Source organism: Allobosea sp. 47.2.35 (assembly GCF_024655635.1).
GTDB lineage: Bacteria > Pseudomonadota > Alphaproteobacteria > Rhizobiales > Beijerinckiaceae > Allobosea.
This window is the reverse complement of the sequence record NZ_JANLGI010000014.1, coordinates 1-18,441: the sequence shown is the minus strand read 5'-3', so window position 1 is coordinate 18,441 and position 18,441 is coordinate 1. Positions and strand designations below refer to the sequence as shown.

Annotated in this window: 19 protein-coding genes and 1 riboswitch; of the genes, 9 read left to right on the top strand and 10 right to left on the bottom strand. The window is 67.3% G+C overall.

Annotated features, from left to right (window positions below; all coding sequences use genetic code 11):
* Positions 1 to 48 precede the first annotated feature (48 nt).
* Positions 49 to 978, top strand: coding sequence for a dihydrodipicolinate synthase family protein (locus NUV79_RS17140; protein WP_257734314.1), 930 nt, complete (start codon positions 49 to 51; stop codon positions 976 to 978).
* Between the two features lie 168 nt (positions 979 to 1,146).
* Here the strand turns inward: NUV79_RS17140 and NUV79_RS17135 are convergent, their stop codons facing one another.
* Positions 1,147 to 1,626 (bottom strand): copper chaperone PCu(A)C, encoded by a 480-nt coding sequence (locus NUV79_RS17135; protein ID WP_257734313.1) that lies wholly within the window; start codon positions 1,624 to 1,626, stop codon positions 1,147 to 1,149.
* A 110-nt stretch (positions 1,627 to 1,736) separates the two neighbouring features.
* On the bottom strand, positions 1,737 to 2,189 hold the full coding sequence (locus tag NUV79_RS17130) for a hypothetical protein (RefSeq protein WP_257734312.1): 453 nt from the start codon (positions 2,187 to 2,189) through the stop codon (positions 1,737 to 1,739).
* A 337-nt stretch (positions 2,190 to 2,526) separates the two neighbouring features.
* Here NUV79_RS17130 and NUV79_RS17125 point away from each other — a divergent pair, with 337 nt between their 5' ends.
* Genes NUV79_RS17125 through NUV79_RS17105 form a run of 5 tightly spaced genes read left to right on the top strand, consistent with a single transcriptional unit; the run spans position 2,527 to position 5,580 of the window.
* Positions 2,527 to 2,775 carry a hypothetical protein gene (locus NUV79_RS17125; RefSeq protein WP_257734311.1) on the top strand — a complete coding sequence of 83 codons (249 nt, stop codon included), beginning with the start codon at positions 2,527 to 2,529 and terminating at the stop codon, positions 2,773 to 2,775.
* Positions 2,776 to 2,782: 7 nt separating this feature from the next.
* Entirely contained in the window at positions 2,783 to 2,956 is a 174-nt protein-coding gene (locus tag NUV79_RS17120) for a hypothetical protein (protein ID WP_257734310.1), read from the top strand.
* 7 nt (positions 2,957 to 2,963) lie between these two features.
* A complete protein-coding gene (locus NUV79_RS17115; RefSeq protein WP_257734309.1) occupies positions 2,964 to 4,082 on the top strand; it encodes a methionine ABC transporter ATP-binding protein in 1,119 nt (372 codons plus the stop codon).
* The gene (locus tag NUV79_RS17110) at positions 4,072 to 4,737 is read left to right on the top strand and encodes a methionine ABC transporter permease (RefSeq protein ID WP_047579210.1); all 666 of its coding nucleotides are present in this window, start codon (positions 4,072 to 4,074) and stop codon (positions 4,735 to 4,737) included. The genes NUV79_RS17115 and NUV79_RS17110 overlap by 11 nt, the downstream gene beginning before the upstream one ends.
* A 42-nt stretch (positions 4,738 to 4,779) precedes the next feature.
* Positions 4,780 to 5,580, top strand: a complete 801-nt coding sequence (locus NUV79_RS17105) for a MetQ/NlpA family ABC transporter substrate-binding protein (RefSeq protein ID WP_257734308.1) — start codon at positions 4,780 to 4,782, stop codon at positions 5,578 to 5,580.
* An 88-nt stretch (positions 5,581 to 5,668) separates the two neighbouring features.
* On the opposite strand, the gene NUV79_RS17100 is transcribed toward NUV79_RS17105, so the two are convergent.
* Together NUV79_RS17100 and NUV79_RS17095 are read right to left on the bottom strand one after the other, a co-directional pair.
* Entirely contained in the window at positions 5,669 to 7,870 is a 2,202-nt protein-coding gene (locus tag NUV79_RS17100) for an esterase-like activity of phytase family protein (RefSeq protein WP_257734307.1), read from the bottom strand.
* Between the two features lie 70 nt (positions 7,871 to 7,940).
* Positions 7,941 to 8,366 (bottom strand): hypothetical protein, encoded by a 426-nt coding sequence (locus NUV79_RS17095; RefSeq protein WP_257734306.1) that lies wholly within the window; start codon positions 8,364 to 8,366, stop codon positions 7,941 to 7,943.
* 129 nt (positions 8,367 to 8,495) lie between these two features.
* On the opposite strand from NUV79_RS17095, the gene NUV79_RS17090 reads away from it, so the two are divergent.
* Both NUV79_RS17090 and NUV79_RS17085 read left to right on the top strand, forming a co-directional pair.
* Positions 8,496 to 9,311: a helix-turn-helix domain-containing protein gene (locus tag NUV79_RS17090; RefSeq protein ID WP_257734305.1), complete on the top strand. Its 816-nt coding sequence runs from the start codon at positions 8,496 to 8,498 to the stop codon at positions 9,309 to 9,311.
* A 78-nt stretch (positions 9,312 to 9,389) separates the two neighbouring features.
* Entirely contained in the window at positions 9,390 to 9,581 is a 192-nt protein-coding gene (locus NUV79_RS17085) for a CsbD family protein (RefSeq protein WP_257734304.1), read from the top strand.
* Between the two features lie 70 nt (positions 9,582 to 9,651).
* On the opposite strand, the gene dnaJ is transcribed toward NUV79_RS17085, so the two are convergent.
* Together dnaJ and dnaK are read right to left on the bottom strand one after the other, a co-directional pair.
* The gene (dnaJ, locus tag NUV79_RS17080) at positions 9,652 to 10,788 is read right to left on the bottom strand and encodes a molecular chaperone DnaJ (protein ID WP_257734303.1); all 1,137 of its coding nucleotides are present in this window, start codon (positions 10,786 to 10,788) and stop codon (positions 9,652 to 9,654) included.
* A 134-nt stretch (positions 10,789 to 10,922) separates the two neighbouring features.
* Positions 10,923 to 12,836: a molecular chaperone DnaK gene (gene dnaK / locus NUV79_RS17075; protein ID WP_257734302.1), complete on the bottom strand. Its 1,914-nt coding sequence runs from the start codon at positions 12,834 to 12,836 to the stop codon at positions 10,923 to 10,925.
* A 320-nt stretch (positions 12,837 to 13,156) separates the two neighbouring features.
* Between dnaK and NUV79_RS17070 the strand changes: the two genes are divergently transcribed.
* A complete protein-coding gene (locus NUV79_RS17070) occupies positions 13,157 to 14,029 on the top strand; it encodes a hypothetical protein (RefSeq protein ID WP_257734301.1) in 873 nt (290 codons plus the stop codon).
* 177 nt (positions 14,030 to 14,206) lie between these two features.
* On the opposite strand, the gene NUV79_RS17065 is transcribed toward NUV79_RS17070, so the two are convergent.
* From NUV79_RS17065 to NUV79_RS17050, 4 genes are all read right to left on the bottom strand, one after another.
* The gene (locus tag NUV79_RS17065) at positions 14,207 to 14,947 is read right to left on the bottom strand and encodes a hydroxyethylthiazole kinase (protein WP_257734300.1); all 741 of its coding nucleotides are present in this window, start codon (positions 14,945 to 14,947) and stop codon (positions 14,207 to 14,209) included.
* Positions 14,944 to 16,821 carry a phosphomethylpyrimidine synthase ThiC gene (gene thiC / locus NUV79_RS17060; RefSeq protein ID WP_257734299.1) on the bottom strand — a complete coding sequence of 626 codons (1,878 nt, stop codon included), beginning with the start codon at positions 16,819 to 16,821 and terminating at the stop codon, positions 14,944 to 14,946. Before thiC ends, NUV79_RS17065 begins: the two co-directional genes overlap by 4 nt.
* 78 nt (positions 16,822 to 16,899) lie before the next feature.
* A riboswitch (TPP riboswitch) is annotated at positions 16,900 to 17,004 on the bottom strand.
* A 71-nt stretch (positions 17,005 to 17,075) separates the two neighbouring features.
* Entirely contained in the window at positions 17,076 to 17,273 is a 198-nt protein-coding gene (locus NUV79_RS17055) for a hypothetical protein (protein ID WP_257734298.1), read from the bottom strand.
* A gap of 151 nt (positions 17,274 to 17,424) precedes the next feature.
* On the bottom strand, positions 17,425 to 18,441 hold a 1,017-nt coding region (locus NUV79_RS17050), incomplete at its 5' end, for an OmpA family protein (protein ID WP_257734297.1).

Genomic DNA, 18,441 nt, shown 5'->3' with positions numbered 1-18,441 from the left:
AACCGCGCCCCACTTTTCGGGCCGATGCTCCAGGACAAGGACCGCATCATGCGCTTGACCCCCGACGCTTCCGGCGTCTTCCCGATCGCGCCGACCCCGTTCAATCCCGACGGCAGCATCGACTGGGCCTCGGCCGACCGGCTGTTCCAGTTCTACCACGACATCGGCTCGGACGGCGTCACCGTGCTCGGCATCATGGGCGAGGCGCCCAAGCTGGAGCCCGAGGAATCGGTCGAGCTGGTCAAGCGCTGCGTCGCCCGGATGGGCGGCAAGCCGATCATCGTCGGCGTCTCGGCGCCCGGCTTCGCCGCGATGCGCTCGCTCGCCCGGCAGGTGATGGATCTCGGCGCCGGCGGCGTGATGATCGCCCCGCCGCCCTCGCTGCGCACCGACGACCAGATCACCGGCTACTACGCGCAGGCAGTCGAGGCGATCGGCGCCGATATCCCCTTCGTCATCCAGGACTACCCGCTGACGCTCTCGGTCGTGATGACGCCGGCGGTGATCCGCAAGATCGTCATGGACAACCCATCCTGCGTGATGCTGAAGCACGAGGACTGGCCGGGCCTGGAGAAGATCTCGACGCTGCGCAGGTTCCAGACGGAAGGCTCGCTGCGCCCGATCTCGATCGTGACCGGCAATGGCGGGCTCTTCCTCGACTTCGAGATGGAGCGCGGCGCCGACGGCGCCAATACCGGCTATGCCTTCCCGGAACTGCTGATCGACGTGGTCCGCCTGCACAAAGCCGGCAAGCGCGACGAGGCGCATGACATCTTCGACGCGCATCTGCCGCTGATGCGCTACGAGCAGCAGCAGGGCGTGGGACTTGCCGTGCGCAAATACACGATGATGAAGCGCGGCATCCTCGGCCACGATGCCCAGCGCAAGCCGGGTTCGGTTCTCAGCGCCGCCGCGAAGGCCGAGGTGGACTACCTGCTGGCGCGCATCGCCAAGCACGACCCGCGCGCGAAGATCTGAGGGCGCCACCTACCCCTCTCCCCTTGCGGGAGAGGGTTGGGGTGAGGGGTTTCGCGGCATTCGTCGCTAGCCGTTCACCGCCGCCGTTTCCGGCCTGTGCGACTCCTCATCCGGCCCTTCGGGCCACCTTCTCCCGCAAGGGGAGAAGGGAAGGTCGCCGCTTGGGACTCAATGCCCCTTATGCTCGCCAGCGGCGCCCTTGGCGGCGATCGAGTCGACCTTGAACTCGACATCGACGGTCCCGGCCTTCTCGAAGGTCAGCGTGCCTTTCATCGAGTCGCCCTGCTTCAGCGGCTGCTTCAACTCCATGAACATGATGTGGTAGCCGCCGGGCTTGAACTCGACCTTGGCGCCGGCCGGCAGCTCCACGCCCTGGTCGAGCGGGCGCATCGTCATGATGCCGTCCTTCACCGCCATCTCGTGGATTTCGGACCGGGCCGCGAAGGGCACGGAGACCGAAACCAGCCGGTCGGCCGCCGCGCCGGTGTTCTCGATCGAGAGATAGCCGCCGCCGACCTTGGCGCCGGCCGGCGTGGCACGCGACCAGGGATGGCCGATCTTGAGCGGGCCGGCCTTGAAGTCATGGGCCGAGGCGAAGCCGGCCGAGAGCAGGACGGCCGCGGCGGCGAGCGAATAGGAAAGCTTCATGATGGATATCCCGAACGGGTCAGCCCGCTGACGCAGGCCTCGTGAAAGGTTGCCGTCGCTCTTGCAGAGCGAAATGGCTTGGATCTGGATGCGAATGGGCAGGCGGTGCTTCAGGCCAGCGGCGGCGCGCGCGACTGCGCCAGCCCGGCCGCGAAACGATGCGGCAGGCCCTCGGCCAAGGGCGCAGGCGGCACCAGACGCGTGGCGAGCCGCCCCGGCGCCGGCACGATCCCGGCCGACGGACCCGCGAGGGCGGGATTGAGCGGGCAACCCTTGCAATGGGTGAGATCGCCAAGCGGCGCCGGCTGGCCTTCGTCGGGAATCGGCGCGCCCGAGCAGAGCACGACGCCGTCAGAACCGCCGAACGCCGCCATCGCGGGAGCCGGCGCGAGCGCCAGGGCCAGCACGCAGAGCGTATAGGCCGTCGCCAGCCAGGCACCGAGCCCGGAGCGGCGAAGACAGTCGAGAAGGGCGGCGCGAGCCTGCATGGCGGCAAATGGCGCCGCTTCCCCGGCTTCGTCAAGCCGCGCATTGCCGCATCCCTGGCGGAGCGTCGGGCGCATCCGGAGAAAATTCTTCTCCGCCGGGTCGTTTCTTCAAAAGAACGATCCGGTTGACAAAGAGGACGATCCTCATCAGATTGCAGATGTTCCCGGAGCAATCGGGGAGCCGCGGAGATTTGAGCAGCAGCTTGCGCCGCGTCACCAAACGCTAAAGCGCCACGACTGGGTCGTGGGCTCCAGATCGAGGAGACTGACATGACCGATGTGAAAGCGAGCCGAAGCCAGACCCGCTTCCGCCGCATGACCTGCCGCTGTCGACGCTGAGATCGCAAGGCCGAGAGGCCCTTCCCGTCCAATCGTTCCGACACATGCCGCATCGGCGGCAGAAGGCAGTTCCATGTCCCAGCTTCATTCCCTTCCCGCCCGGGCCCGCCCGGCGCAGCAAGCCTATGTCATCGAGCTTGGCGAGGCCCAGATCGGGCTCGTGAGCCGCCGCGCCGACGAGCGCGACTTCACCTTCGTCTCGGCTTCAGCCGCCTTCCGGGCGCTCGACGGCCAGCGTTTCGCCACGCCCGGCGCAGCGGAGACCGCCGCGCGCCGGCTCTCCCGCTCGCAGCGGCGCGCGCCGCTGCTGCTGGCTTCGTGAGGCGGCGATGCAGCTCCTCTCCGCCCTCTGGAACGGTCTCGCGAACTGGTTCGCCCAGGCCGTTCCCTTGACCTTCGACCCGCTCGACGCCGCGACCGCGGACGACCAGCGCCGCTCGGTCCATGACGTGACCATCGAGCAGCTCGGCATCGCCCACTGGTCCTGCCACACGCATTTCTGAGGACATGATGAACGCCCCCGTCAGACCCGGCACACTCGGTGCCGGCGCGACTTCCATTTCTTTGCCCTTGTCATTGCCCGATCCGGCGATCCGTTTCGAACAGGTCGGCAAGACCTATCCGGGTCGCCGCGGCCAGCAGCCGGTCGCCGCGCTCGCCGGGATCGATCTCGACGTGCCCGCCGGCACCATCCTCGGCGTGATCGGCCGCTCGGGCGCCGGCAAGTCGACGCTGATCCGCCTCGTCAACGGGCTGGAGCGCGCCACCGAAGGGCGCATCCTGATCGAAGGCACCGATGTCACGAGCCTCACCGAATCCGGCTGGCGCCAGCAGCGCCGGCGGATCGGCATGATCTTCCAGCATTTCAACCTGCTCTCGTCGCGCACGGTCTTCGACAATGTCGCGCTGCCGCTTGAAATCGCCGGTGCGAGCAAGGCCGAGATCGCCGCGAAGGTGGAGCGCCTGCTTGCGCTGGTCGGCCTCTCCGACAAGAGCGCGCGCTATCCGGCCGAGCTCTCGGGCGGTCAGAAGCAGCGCGTCGGCATTGCCCGGGCGCTCGCCACCGATCCGAAGGTGCTGCTCTGCGACGAGGCGACCTCGGCGCTCGACCCCGAGACGACGCGCTCGATCCTCGCCCTCCTCAAGCAGGTCAATCGCGAGCTCGGCATCACCATCCTGCTGATCACCCACGAGATTCCGGTGATCAAGGAAATCTGCGACCGTGTCGCGGTGATCGAGGGCGGGCGCATCGTCGAGCAGGGCGAGACCTTCGAAGTCTTCACCAACCCGCAGCACCCGACGACGGCGAGCTTCGTCGAGACGGTGACCGGCGTCGAATTGCCCGAACATCTCGCCCATCGCATCCGCAAGGAGGCGCGCGCCGGCGACAATATCGTGCTGCGCATCACCTTCCTCGGCGAGAACGCGACAGCGCCGGTGATCAGCCGGCTCAGCGCCATCGTCGGCGTCGACGTCAATATCCTGGCCGGGCGGATCGACGCCATCGCCGGCCAGCCCTTCGGCAGCCTGCTCGTCACGGTGCCTTCGCGCGCGCCGGAGAGCGACGCCGTGCTCGGCGCCCTCAGGAGCCTCGGGCTCAAGGCGGAGGTGATCGGCCATGTCTCCTGACATCATCCGCCTGATCGCGCAGTCGACGCTGGACACGCTCGCCATGGTCGCGGTCGCGGCCGGGCTCGGCACGCTCTTCGGCCTGCCGCTCGGCGTCTTCCTCGCCACCAGCAAGCGCGGCGAACTCTTCGCGGCGCCGGCCGCCAACCTCCTGCTGGGCACGCTGGTCAACGCCACGCGCTCGACGCCCTTCATTATCCTCGTCGTCGCGATCATCCCGTTCACCCGCCTGATCGCCGGCACCTCGATCGGCACCGGTGCCGCGATCGTACCGCTCACCGTCGCAGCGACGCCGTTCATCGCCCGCTTGATTGAGGGCGCGGTGCGCGAGGTCGATCAGGGCTTGGTCGAGGCCGCGCGCGCCATGGGCGCGACACCCGTGCAGATCGTGCGCAAGGTGCTGGTACCCGAGGCCCTGCCGGCGATCGTGCTCGGCCTGACGCTGGCGCTGGTCAGCCTGATCGGTTTCTCCGCCATGGTCGGCGCGGTCGGCGGCGGCGGGCTCGGCGATCTCGGCATCCGCTACGGCTACCAGCGCTTCATGCCGGACGTGATGGCGGCGGTCGTCGCCGTGCTCATCGTCCTTGTCCAGCTCGTCCAGAGCATCGGCGACCGGCTCGCCCGCCATCTCAACAAGCGCCTGCGCCACGCCTGACGTTTGCCCGTTCATCCGCATCCGACCGAAGGAAACGACATCATGACGACCCTCATCAACCGCCGCGCCGCACTGCTCGCCGGCTTCGCCCTGACGCTTGCCGCCGTCCCGGCGCTTGCCCAGCAGAACCAGGTGGTCCGCATCGGCGTCTCGCCCGGCCCGCATGCCGAGATTCTGGAGAAGGTGAAGCCCGTCCTCGCCAAGAAGGGCATCGAGCTCAAGATCATCGAGTTCTCCGACTATGTCGTGCCGAACCAGGCGCTCGATGCCGGCGAGCTGGAGGCCAACTCCTTCCAGAACCAGCCCTATCTCGACAATCAGGTGAAGGATCGCGGCTTCAAGATCGAGAGCGTGGGCCTGACCGTGAACTTCCCGCTCGGCATCTACTCGGCCAAGTACAAGGACTGGTCGCAGGTGCCGGATGGTTCGACCGTCGCGATCCAGAACGACCCGACCAATGGCGGCCGCTCGCTCCTGCTGCTGCAGGACAAGGGCGTGATCAAGCTGAAGGACGGCGTCGGCTTCAAGCCGAGCCCGGCCGATATCGTCGGCAATCCGAAGAAGCTGAAGATCATCGAGATCGAGGCTGCGCAGACCCCGCGCTCGCTGGCCGATGTCGCGGCCGCCGCGATCAACACCAACTATGCCGTCGATGCCAAGATCGATCCGGCCTCGGCGATCCTGCGCGAGGACGCCAAGGGTCCCTATGTCAACCTGATCGCCGTGCGCAGCGTCGACAAGGACAAGCCCTGGGTCAAGACGCTGGTCGAAAGCTACCACACGCCCGAGATCAAGGCCTTCGTCGCCGAGCGCTTCAAGGGCGCTGTGCTCGCCGGCTGGTAACCGCTCCTCCCACCTGGCTCTCCAGTCAACATAGCCAGGCGCCTTGCCCCGGATGCGACCCGCATCCGGGGCTTTTCTTTTGCCGGCCTCAGCGCGGCAGCGGGCCGAAGGCGAAGAACTGGGTCTCGCCGGAGGAATCGTCGACGCCGTCATTGTCGGTGACGACGAAGAGGTTCCCGGCCTTGTCGACCGTCATGCCCTCGACCTTGTCGAGGCCGTAGCCGCCGGCCTTCATCAGGTCGGGCGTCAGGTCGCGCAGCAGGGTCTTGGTCACGGTCGGGATCTCCGCCGCCCCGATCGCCGCCGGCTTCAGGCCCTTCACCGAGAAGGTCTGGAGCGTCTTCACCGCCTTGGCACCGAAGCCGTTGTCGCGCTCGATCACGGCGAAGCGGTCGTCACCGAGCGCGACAAGCTCCGACAGCCCCATCCAGAAACCCGCGGCCGGTTGCGACAGCGGATAGTGCAGCACGCCCCATTCCTTGGTCGCGGGCTTGTAGGAGAGAATCTTGGCCTTGCCCTTGGGGTCGTCCTTCCATTCGCGCTGGACGGCGAGCCAGACGGTCTCGTCCGCGCCCGTGCCGGTCGCCGCCACGCCCTCGAAGCCGAAGCGGACCGCGTGCTTGGCGAGCGCCTCCGGCAAGCGAATCTCCTCCTCGACCTCGCCCTTGGCCGAGACGCGCAGCAGGATGTCGTCGAGCACCGCGTCCTTCTTCTCGGGATTGCCCTCGGAGGCCAGCCAGAAGCCGCCACCCTCGCGGGTCGCGATGCCCTCGAGATCGTAGGAGGCCGGCTTGCCGTCTTTGGTCACGGTGAGCGCGCCGGTGATCTTGGCGGGCTTCTGCGTCGCGTCGATCTCGAGGAGGCGCGAGGGCGTGTAGGCGCTGTCGGTGATCGCGAAGAGCTTGCCGGGTGCCGTGCGATCGGCCGCGAGGCCGGAGAGCGCCCCCCAGCCGATCGGCAGGCCGTTCTCGTCGCCGGACTGGATCGTCGGATAAGCGGCGGCCTGCTCGGCGCGGCGATAGATCATCACCGCCGAACGCGCCCCGCCCTTCTCGCCGACATCGGTCTCGGAGGCCGAGACGAAGAGATCACGCTGCGGGATGGCGAGCAGCCCCTCGGGGCCGATGCCGGTCGGCAGAGCCTGCAGGAAGCGCGGCGCCTTGCCGGCTCCCTCATCCTTGTAGACCAGCACCAGCGAGGCGCGCTCCAGCCCGACGAAGATCAGCCGGTCCTGGCCATAGGTCGCGACCTCGATGCCCTCAGGCTCGCTGCCCTTCGCGGCCGAGCGCCGCTCGGGATAGTGGCCGAGGCGCATGGCGACATGGTCGACAGCGGAGCCGGAATCGAACTCGACCGTGCCGTCCTTGCGGAAGATGGTGAAGCCGCGCGAGCCGCCCTTCCAGTCGCCCTCATTGGCGGTGACGAAGCGGTCATTGTCGAGCCAGCGCACGGCGTCGGGCTCGCGGGCGACGCCCTTCAGTTCCTCGGTCGGGCTGATCCTGCCGTCGCGGGTCTTGTCGATGGCCTTGAGATCGACCGAGCCGGCCGAGAAATGGGTCACGACCCTGCCGGTCCTGGAATCGACGATGGCCAGGTGGTTGTTCTCCTGCAACGTCACCACGACGAGCCCGTCCGGGTTGACGTCGACGAATTCCGGCTCCGGATCGGTCGGCTCGACCGCCGCGATGCCCGTGAGATCGACGACCTGACGGGTGCCGCAGTCGATGGCGCCGTCCTTGATGCCGATCAGGGTCAGGTTGCCGGCGGGAAGCTGCGGCAGCGCGCCCTTGGTCAGCTTCTCGTCACGCTCGTTCTCGATGGCGATGACGATCTTGCCCTTGTCCTTGGTCAGCGTCACCGAATCCGGCTGGCCGCCGAGATCGCATTTCGCCACGACCTGCTTCGTCTTGAGGTCGACGGTGGCGAGATGGCCGGCCGGCTCCTTGAAATTGTCGCCGGAGGTGACGACCGCGACGAAAGCCTTGTCGCCGAGGATCGTGACCGAGGTGGATTCGCCTTCGAGCGGCACGAAGCCGGCGGGCCTGGGATTGGCGGGGTCGGCGATGTCGATGATCCCCAGCGCCTTCTGCTCCGCGTCGGTATAAGCGAGCAGCGTGCCGTCGCCATTGGCGGCGATGATCTCGGAGACGGTCTTCTTCTTGGGATCGCGATCGGCCGGCAGGTTCTGCGGCACGGAGAAGGTGGCGATCCGGTTGAAAAGCGGCTCGGCCATGGCCGTGCCGCTGAGCAGGACAGCGGCGAGAGCCGCGAGGACGAGAGGCTGGCGCATGGGATCTCACCGCTGAGGGGAACAGAGACCCGTCGGCTAGTCAGCCCATGCGACAGTCAGATGACGGTTTTCACCGAAAGGCGGCAGCGTCGCCTGAAGGCACGGCCGCGGCCGAGCGCTTGAAACCGATCACTTCCAGTTCGGTCACGATGGCGACCGCAGCGGCTTGCGCCAGGACGAAAGCGATACCGAGCCCCGTCGGCGCGAACCAGCCCATCAGCAGGATCGCGATGCTATCGGCGATCCAGAGCAGGTTGACGCCGATCACGGTATAGATCGCGAGGCGCGGCAGGGTCTTACGGCTTGCGAACCAGCCGAGAAGCGCCGCGCAAGGCAGCAGCACGAGGCCGGCGCCACGCAGAAACTCCGCGGGCAGGCCGAGCGGGGCGGCGAGAGGCCCGGCAGCCGCCGCGAGAATGAGGCCCATGCCACCGCAAGCAGCGGCATCGAGGGCGAGAGCGTTGCGCAGCAGAGGCGAGGACTGGATGAGCGACATGGCATTCTCCTTGGCGGTTCTGGGCCTCAAGCCCGTTTCGATGAGGGGAATGCTGACGGAACCGCGTCGGCCCGTCGATTAAGCGGGAGGTAATTGGAACCGACCACCGGGATCGCTAGCTTCTCCGCCATGAACACACATCAGCTTCCCCCGATCGGCGCACTCCTGCGCGACTGGCGCCAGCTCCGCCGCTTCAGCCAGCTCGATCTCGCGCTCGAAGCCGAGATCTCACAGAAGCATCTCAGCTTCATCGAAAGCGGCCGCTCGCGCCCGAGCCGCGAGATGGTCCTGCTTTTGGCCGAGCATCTCGGCGTGCCGCTGCGCGAGCGCAACGCGCTGCTGCTGGCGGCCGGCTACGCCCCGATCTATCCGGAGCGTTCCCTCGAAGACCCGTCGCTCGATGCCGCCCGCAGCGCGATCGACCTGATCCTCAGGGGGCACGAGCCCTATCCGGCCGTCGCCGTCGACCGGCACTGGTCGCTGCTGGCCTATAACAACGCGGTGACGCGGCTGCTGGAGCTCGTCACGGATGCGGAGCTGCTCAAGCCGCCCGTCAATGTGCTGCGTCTCTCCCTGCATCCGCAAGGGCTCGCGCCGTTCATCCTCAACCTAGCGGAGTGGCGCGCCCATCTCCTGGCCAGACTGCGCCAGCAGGTGCGCGCGACGGCAGACGCCAGGCTCGGCGAGTTGCTGGGCGAGCTGATGAGCTATCCCCATCCCGGCGCTGGCACGCGCCATGAAGCCGAAGCGGAAGCGGCCATCGTCGTGCCCATGCAGTTGAAGCTCGGCGAGACCGTGCTGTCGCTGATCTCGACAACGACGGTGTTCGGCACGCCTGTCGACGTCACCTTGTCGGAACTCGCGCTGGAGACCTTCTTCCCCGCCGATGCGGCGACGGGAGAAGCCTTGCGGGCGCTTGCCGCGCAGGCGGATAGCGCCGCCTGAAGCCGGAACCTTTCCGCGTAGTGCCGGTTCTTTCAGCGGAAAACGGCTGGGGGCCGCTCCTTCAGGAAAGACACCGCGATGAGCAGCACGACCGACAAGATCAAGGGCATGGCCAACGAGGCCGCCGGTAACATCAAGCAAGCCGCCGGCAAGGCGATGAACAAGCCGGAATGGGAGGCCGAGGGCAAGGCGCAGGAGCTGAAAGGCGAGGCCCAGCAGGCGCTCGGCAAGGGCAAGGACGCGGTCAAGAAGGCCGTCGACAAGGTCTGAGCCGCCCGCATGAACAAAAAAGGGCCGCCCTTCGGGGCGGCCTTTTGCATGTCCGGTTCCGGCGGGTTGGTCAGGCCGTGCCGCCGAAACCGCCGAGGAAATCCTTGACCCGGCCGAAGAAGCCGGCCGTCTCCGGGTGGTTGTTGTGCGAGCTTTCGCGCTCGAACTCCTCCAGCAACTCGCGCTGGCGCGCGGTGAGCTTCTGCGGCGTCTCGACCACGACCTGGATGTAGAGGTCGCCGACATCGCGCGAGCGCAGCACGCTCATGCCCTTGGCCTTGAGGCGGAACTGCTTGCCGGTCTGGGTGCCCTCGGGGATCTTCACCCGCGCCTGCTCGCCCGACAGCGTCGGCACCTCGATCTCGCCGCCGAGCGCGGCCGAGGCCAGCCCGATCGGCACACGGCAGAACAGGTCGGCGCCATCGCGCTGGAAGATCGCGTGCGGCTTGATCGAGAGGAAGATGTAGAGATCGCCTGCAGGCCCGCCGCGCAAGCCCGCTTCGCCCTCGCCGGCGAGACGGATACGCGTGCCGTCCTCGACACCGGCCGGGATGTTCACGGAAAGCGTGCGCTCGCGGGTGACTCGGCCGGCGCCCTGGCAGTTCTTGCAGGGGTCGTCGATGACCTCGCCGCGGCCCGAGCAGGTCGGGCAGGTGCGCTCGACCGAGAAGAAGCCCTGATTGGCGCGGACGCGGCCATGGCCGCCGCAGGTCGGGCACTGGCGCGATTTCGAGCCGGGCTTGGCACCGGTGCCCGAGCAGGATTCGCAGGAGACCGAGGTCGGCACCCGGATCGACTCGTTCTTGCCGGTGAAGGCTTCTTCCAGCCCGATTTCGAGATTGTAGCGCAGGTCCGCGCCGCGCTCGCGGCCATTGGCGCCACGCGCGCCGCCGCGACGGGCGTCGCCGAAGAAGGAATCGAAGATATCCGACATGAAATCGGAGAAATCGGCATTGCCGCCGGGGCCACCGCCGCCGCCATTCTCGAAAGCCTGGTGGCCGAAGCGGTCATAGGCCGAGCGCTTCTGGCCGTCGGACAGAACTTGATAGGCCTCGTTGATTTCCTTGAACTTGATCTCGGCGTCCTTGTTGCCGGGATTCTTGTCGGGATGATGCTGCATCGCGAGCTTGCGGAACGAGGTCTTGAGCTCGACCTCCGTCACGGTCCGGCTGACGCCGAGAATCTCGTAGTAATCGCGCTTCGACATCGAAATGTCTGTCCCCGCAGCTTTGACGCGGCATGGCCGGGCAGCGAGCCCGGCCATCCGAATAGCCTGCAATTCCCGGATGCGATGGCCGGGTCGAGCCCGGCCAAAACGTCCGTTGCGTTACGAGCGCGCGATCACGCGCTCTTCTTCTTGTCGTCCGAGACGTCCTTGAAGTCGGCGTCGATGACGTCGTCCTTCTTGGCTTCCTCGGGCTCACCGCCCTCGGCCGCAGCGCCCTCGGCCTGGCTCGCCGCATACATCGCCTCGCCCAGCTTCATCGAAGCCTGCATCAGCTCGTTGGTGCGGGCCTGGATGGCCTCGGCATCGTCGCCGGTCAGCGCGGTCTTGAGCGCCTCGACGGCGGTCTCGATCGCGCCCTTGTCGGCCTCCGAAACCTTGTCGCCATAGTCCTTCAGCGACTTCTCGGTCGAGTGCACGAGGCTCTCGCCCTGGTTCTTGGCCTCGACCACCTCGCGGCGCTTCTTGTCCTCGGCGGCGTTCGCCTCGGCATCCTTCACCATCTTCTGGATGTCGGCCTCGCTGAGACCGCCGGAAGCCTGGATCTTGATCTGCTGCTCCTTGTTGGTGGCCTTGTCCTTCGCCGTCACCGAGACGATGCCGTTGGCGTCGATGTCGAAGGTCACCTCGATCTGCGGCATGCCGCGCGGCGCCGGCGGAATGCCCATCAGGTCGAACTGGCCGAGCAGCTTGTTGTCGGCCGCCATCTCGCGCTCGCCCTGGAAAACCCGGATCGTCACCGCGTTCTGGTTGTCCTCGGCGGTGGAGAAGACCTGGCTCTTCTTGGTCGGGATCGTGGTGTTGCGGTCGATCAGGCGCGTGAACACGCCGCCGAGCGTCTCGATGCCGAGCGAGAGCGGGGTCACATCGAGCAGCAGCACGTCCTTGACGTCGCCCTGGAGGACGCCGGCCTGGATCGCGGCGCCGATGGCGACGACCTCGTCAGGGTTGACGCCCTTGTGCGGCTCCTTGCCGAAGAACTGCTTCACGACCTCCTGAACCTTCGGCATGCGGGTCATGCCGCCGACGAGGACGACCTCGTCGATCTGGCCCGCCGACAGGCCGGCATCCTTGAGCGCCTTCTTGCAGGGCTCGATGGTGCGCTGGATCAGGTCGTCGACCAGGCTCTCGAACTTGGCGCGCGAGAGCTTGATGGCGAGGTGCTTCGGACCGGAGGCATCCGCCGTGATGTAGGGCAGGTTGATCTCGGTCTGGGCCGCGCTCGACAATTCGATCTTGGCCTTCTCGGCCGCTTCCTTCAGGCGCTGGAGCGCGAGCTTGTCCTTCTTCAGGTCGATGCCCTGCTCGCGCTTGAACTCATCGGCGAGATACTCGACGAGGCGCATGTCGAAATCCTCACCGCCGAGGAAGGTGTCGCCGTTGGTCGACTTCACCTCGAAGACGCCGTCGCCGATCTCGAGGATCGAGACGTCGAAGGTGCCGCCGCCGAGGTCATAGACCGCGATGGTGCCGGACGACTTCTTCTCGAGGCCATAGGCGAGCGCAGCCGCCGTCGGCTCGTTGATGATGCGCAGCACCTCGAGACCGGCGATCTTGCCGGCATCCTTGGTGGCCTGACGCTGGGCGTCGTTGAAATAGGCGGGAACCGTGATGACGGCCTGGGTGACGGGCTGGCCGAGATAAGCCTCCGCCGTCTCCTTCATCTTGGTCAGCGTGAAGGCCGAGATCTGCGACGGCGAATAGTCCTTGCCGTCGGCGGCAACCCAGGCGTCGCCGTTCGGGGCCTTCGCGATCTTGTAGGGGACCAGCTTCAGGTCCTTCTGCGTCATCGGGTCCTCGAAGGTCCGGCCGATGAGGCGCTTGATCGCGAAGAAGGTGCGCTCCGGGTTGGTGACGGCCTGGCGCTTCGCAGGCTGGCCGACCAGACGCTCGCCGTCATCCGTGATGGCGACGATGGAAGGCGTGGTGCGCGCGCCTTCCGAATTCTCGATGACCTTGGGCGTCGAGCCTTCCATCACTGCAACGCAGCTGTTGGTCGTGCCGAGGTCGATACCAATGACTTTACCCATGGATGGGATCCCTTTCGATTGAGCAGATCGCCGACCTGCGACGTTTGTGCGCCGCCTGCCGGCCCATGGACCGGATCGCCCCCGCTTCAGCGGCGAACGAAACCGGCATTCCACGTTTGACGGTGGTTAAACCGCCCCTTGGCGGCGTATATAGTGAGGGTGTTCCACCCCTTGCAAGACAGGCGAGCCGATTAAGAATCGGGAGTGCCGGCCGAATTGCCACCGGGGCGCGCTTTCCGCGCGGGTGTGGCCTTCCCGTCCTTGCGTCAGCCTGCCTGCGCCTGCATGCAGAAAGGCCGTTCCGGTTTCACTGGGCCGCCATGACACGACCGACGCGCCTCATCCTCGCCTCGCTGGCCCTCGCTGCAGCCGCCACGGTGGCGCATGCCCAACCGCTGCAATTGCCGGGGGCCCAGCCGTTCAACGCGCCGGGAACCCAGCAGGCCGCGCCCTCCCAGCCCGGCGCCCCCGCTGGACCGAAGCCCCCGAGCATGCCCGCCATCAAGGTCGCCGGCGAGGACGCCATCCTCGGCAAGGCCCTGCACCGCCATGGCCATCATGGAGAGGCCGTCTTCTCGAAGACGGCGACGGGCTACGGCCTCAAGCTCAATCTCGACGGCTTCCAGAGCGCCAATCTCGTCGAGCCCTGCGCCGTCTCCTTCGGCGATGCGCCGCTGCCCGTCACCGCGCTCGGGCGCCCGGCCGGCGTTCCCCGCTACAAGCTTGAAGCGCCGATCTGCCCGATCGTCTTCGACGTGCTCGACGGCGCCTTCCTCGTGGTCGAGCCGACCGAGCCATGCATCGTGCAGGCCGCGCAATGCCGGATCGACCCGCGCGGGCTATGGGGGCCCGATGCCCGCACCGTCGCCGGGCAGGCCAAGGAGATCGAGAAGGCGCGGGGCAGTGCCGAACGCGCGGTGCGCGAGGGCTACCGGACGCTGACCGCCAAATCCGATGCCGTCGAGCAGCGCGTGATCGCGCGCGAGCAGGCCGGGTTCTCGGCCGAGCGCGAGATGATCTGCCGGGATTTCCAGCGCGAGGGCCAGTTCGGCTTCTGCGGCGCCCGGATCACCGAAGCCCGCGCCGCCTCGCTGCGCGCCCGGCTCGGGCTCAATACCGAGCCGAAACCGGCCGCCGCCAAGCCGAAGCCGCGCCTGAAGCCCGCGCCGCTGCCGCTCGCGCCGACGCAGTAGCGGGGCAGGGCACGGTCATAGAGCGCTGTCATCCCGTGCGCGCTGCGGCATGAAATGCCGCTGCGCAGACACGGGACCGCATGACGAGAGGGCGCCTTTTCCTGAGAACGGTCCCGTGTCTGCGTCGCAGCACTGCGTGCTGCAACGCGCACGGGATGACAGCGGTGGTTAGTGGCCTCAAACCATCCGCGCCGCGAGCGCGGCCTCGTCGAGCCCGGCCAGCGCGTCGACCAGATGCATCGCGAAGCTGCCGGGCCCCGCGGCGCGCTCAGCCGCGATCTCGCCCGCGATACCATAGGCCGTCAGCGCCGCCGCAGCCGCGATCACCGGATCGGGCTCGACCGCCCGGCAGGCCGCGACCAGCGCGCTCGATGCGCAACCGAGCCCGGTCACCTTGCTCATCAATTCATGGCCACGCGCGACCGACAGGCTGCGGTCCTCCGTCTCGATGCGGTCGACCGCGCCGGTGGTGACGCGCACGATATCGCGCCGGAGCGCGAAAAGTGGCTCCAGCGTCGCCATTTCCGTGGCGTTGCCGCGCACCAGCACGTCGAACAGCGCGAGCACGTCGCCGACCAGCCGCAGCCGCAAGGGCGAAAGCTCGACGAAGACGGGGTCGAGCACCAGCGGTATGCGGCGCTCCCGCGCGACGTTGACGAGCTTGGGAATGGCACGCTCGCCTTCGAGGCTGAGCGTGCCGAGATTGATCAGGATCGCACCCGCGCCGGCCGCGACGGCCTCGACCTCGTCGGGATGGCTCGCCATCGAGGGCACAGCCCCGAGCGCGAGCAGCATGTTGGCGGTGACGTTCTGCGCCACCGTGTTGGTCAGGCAATGGACGCGCGGGCGGCGTCTGCTCACCCGCGCGAGGATCGATGCGACGCTGGCTGCGTCGAGCTTTTCGCTGAAACCGCTCATTCAGCAGCAGGTAGATAGATGCTCCCACCCTTGTCGAGGAATTCCTTCGATTTCGCCGCCATGCCTTCCGCCGCCATGGCTTCAAGGCTCGCCCGCTCGTTGTCGCTCATAGCCAAAACCTCGGCGCGCAGGTCCTGCGTGATTTTCATCGAGCAGAATTTCGGGCCGCACATCGAGCAGAAATGCGCGACCTTGTGGGCGTCCTTTGGCAGGGTCTCGTCGTGGAATTCCCGCGCCGTGTCGGGATCAAGTGCGAGATTGAACTGGTCCTCCCAGCGGAAGTCGAAACGGGCGCGGGAGAGCGCGTCATCCCTGATCTTCGCTGCCGGATGGCCCTTGGCGAGATCGGCGGCATGGGCGGCGATCCGGTAGGTGATGACGCCGGTCTTGACGTCGTCGCGGTTCGGGAGACCCAGATGCTCCTTCGGTGTGACGTAGCAGAGCATGGCGCAGCCATACCAGCCGATCATCGCCGCGCCGATGCCCGAGGTGATATGGTCATAGCCCGGCGCGATATCGGTGGTCAGCGGCCCGAGCGTGTAGAAGGGCGCCTCGCCGCATTCGCGCAGCTGCTTGTCCATGTTCTCCTTGATCTTGTGCATCGGCACATGGCCGGGGCCCTCGATCATGACCTGACAGCCCTTGTCCCAGGCGATGCTGGTGAGTTCGCCCAGGGTCTCCAGCTCGGCGAACTGGGCGCGGTCATTGGCGTCAGCGATCGAGCCTGGACGCAGGCCGTCGCCCAGCGAGAACGAGACGTCGTAGCGCCGCATGATCTCGCAGATCTCGTCGAAGCGCTCGTAGAGGAAGCTCTCGCGGTGATGCGCCAGGCACCAGCGCGCCATGATCGAGCCGCCGCGCGAGACGATGCCGGTGACCCGCGATGCCGTGAGAGGGACGTAAGGCAAGCGCACGCCGGCATGGATGGTGAAATAGTCGACGCCCTGCTCGGCCTGCTCGATCAGCGTGTCCTTGAACACCTCCCAGTCGAGCTTGATCGGATCGCCGCCGACCTTCTCCAGCGCCTGGTAGATCGGCACCGTCCCGATCGGCACCGGCGAGTTGCGCAGAATCCAGGAGCGGATGTTATGGATGTTGCGGCCGGTGGAGAGGTCCATCACCGTGTCGGCGCCCCAGCGGATCGCCCAGACCAGCTTCTCGACCTCCTCGGCGGCGCCGGAGGTGACGGCGGAATTGCCGATATTGGCGTTGATCTTGACCAGGAAATTGCGGCCGATCGCCATCGGCTCCAGTTCGGGATGGTTGATATTGGCCGGGATGATGGCGCGGCCCCGCGCGATCTCGTCGCGGACGAATTCCGGCGTGACGAATTCCGGCACGTTGGCGCCGAAGCTCTCGCCATCGGCATGGCGCTCTCGTGCGCCTTCCAGCATGGCGGCGCGGCCGAGATTCTCGCGATGCGCGACATAGATCATCTCGGGCGTGACGATGCCGGCCTTGGCGAACTCGTATTGCGTCGTCAGCTGACCGGGCTTCGCCTGCAGGATCGGGCGCTCGGCGGGGCAGGCCGGCACGAGCTGCTCGGCCGAGATGTTGCCGTTATCGGCGGCGGTAACGGCGCGCCCCGCGACCTGTTCGAACCCGCGCGCGTCGAGCCAGGCGCGGCGCGGCTGGATGAGGCCGGCATTGAGGTCGATCTTCGCATCGGTCTCGGTGAAGGGGCCGGAGGGGTCGTAGAGCCGCACCGGCGGCTCGGCATCGGTCGTCAGTACGACCTCGCGGAAGGGCACGCGCATCTCGGGATGTTCGGGCGCGGCGACATAGATCTTGCGCGAGCCGATGATCGGCCCCGTCGTCACGCTCTGGGGAGCGGTCTTGACGCTGTTCTTCTGCGGTTTGGTGTGGGCATTCATCAGGGATCTCCTCCTTGGTACAGGTCAGGAGATCCGGCGTCGAAGCGGTTCAAGCGCTGTGATGCGGGTGCAGGCCAAGGCTGCACCGCGTTCCAGTCCCTCCGCCGGTATGACCCGGATCAGGTTCGATGGGTTCAGCTTCGAAAGCCGTCTCAGCCCTTGCGGGCACCCCTCGGAACGCAGACGAGGTTAGGCGCAGCGCCGCCGCTTGGCAACGCGCTCTGCGAAGTTCCGATAAGACTGGAAGGAATGGCTCAGGCGGTCCGGTCGACCAATGTGCCCTGCCCCGCCGGCAACGTCGCTTGCGTCTGCTCGACGCTCTGCTGGAGCATCGCGAGGAGGCCCTGCTCGGCCTGCGCATTCTGCTTGAGCATCTCGATGGAGAGCGCCTGCTGCGTCGAGGCGGCCTGCATCGTGACGATGCTGGTGGCGAGGGAAATGGCGTCGCTCATGACGGGCACGCTAACCCGTCAACCCTACCAAACCCTCAACCCTGTCCTTCAAGGTGCGATGATCGAGGGCAAACGAAACAGGCGCAGGGAACGGCTGTTCCCTGCGCCCGCGGAAGAGCGGGGCCGCTCGAAGAGCAGCCCCGACCGGTCGTCACTGGTTCTGTCCGCTCAGCAGCGGCGTGATCCGCCGGAGCGTGACGCGCCGGTTCTCGCGCGCGGCGTCCTGCGTGTTCACTTTCAGATACTGCTCGCCATAGCCCTGGGTCGTCAGGTTCTCCGGCGGAATCTGGAAGTCGCGCGTCAGTATCTCCGCGACCGATTGCGCGCGGCGATCGGAGAGCGAGAGATTATCGACATCGGCGCCGACGGCGTCGGTGTGGCCCTCGACGAGGAAGACCTCGTTGGGCGAACGCTGCAGGGCGCGCTTCACCGAATCCGCGATGACCGACAGGCGACGGCCCTGATCGGCCCCGACCTGCCAGGAGCCGGATTCGAAGTTGATCGTGTCGATGTCGACGCTGCGCATGCGGGCGCGCAGGTCCGGCGAATAGCGGACCTCGTCCAGCGTGTAGCGGCGCGGGATCGCGGCGATCGGCGGGGCGGTGATCGTCTCGTAGATCAGAGCCTCGTCGGCCTGGTCCGCGTCGACGATATAGCGCTCGCGCGGCATCGGCAGCGGCGGCGGCGGCAGCACGACGACATCGTCCGCGAAGCGCCCCGGACGGTCCCGCAGCGTGTTGTCGATGATGATCACCTCGCGGTTGTCGCGGTCGATGCGGGTGCGGCGGATCAGCCGGCCCTCCTCGTCCGTGACGGTGACGATGCGCGTGCCGTCCGGCCGCTCGAAGATCGTGCGGTTCTCGCCATCGCGGCGCTCGGACCGGCCCTGCCAGCCGAGATCGCGGAAACGCTGATCCTCGTCGCGGCGGATGATGGCACGGCCGTCATCGTCGCGGATGATGGTGCGGCCGGGCTCGCGGATGATGGTGACGTCACCCTCGCGCCGTTCCTCGCGGCGGCTGCGGATATCCTCGAAGCGCTGCGCGCCCTGCACCGCCATGATGCCGCCGAGGACACCGGCCCCGAGGCCGATCGCGCCGGCCACGCCGGGCGAGATGCCGCCGCGGCGGCCCTCACGCTGGGGCGGCTGGCCGGGAGCGCCGGCCGG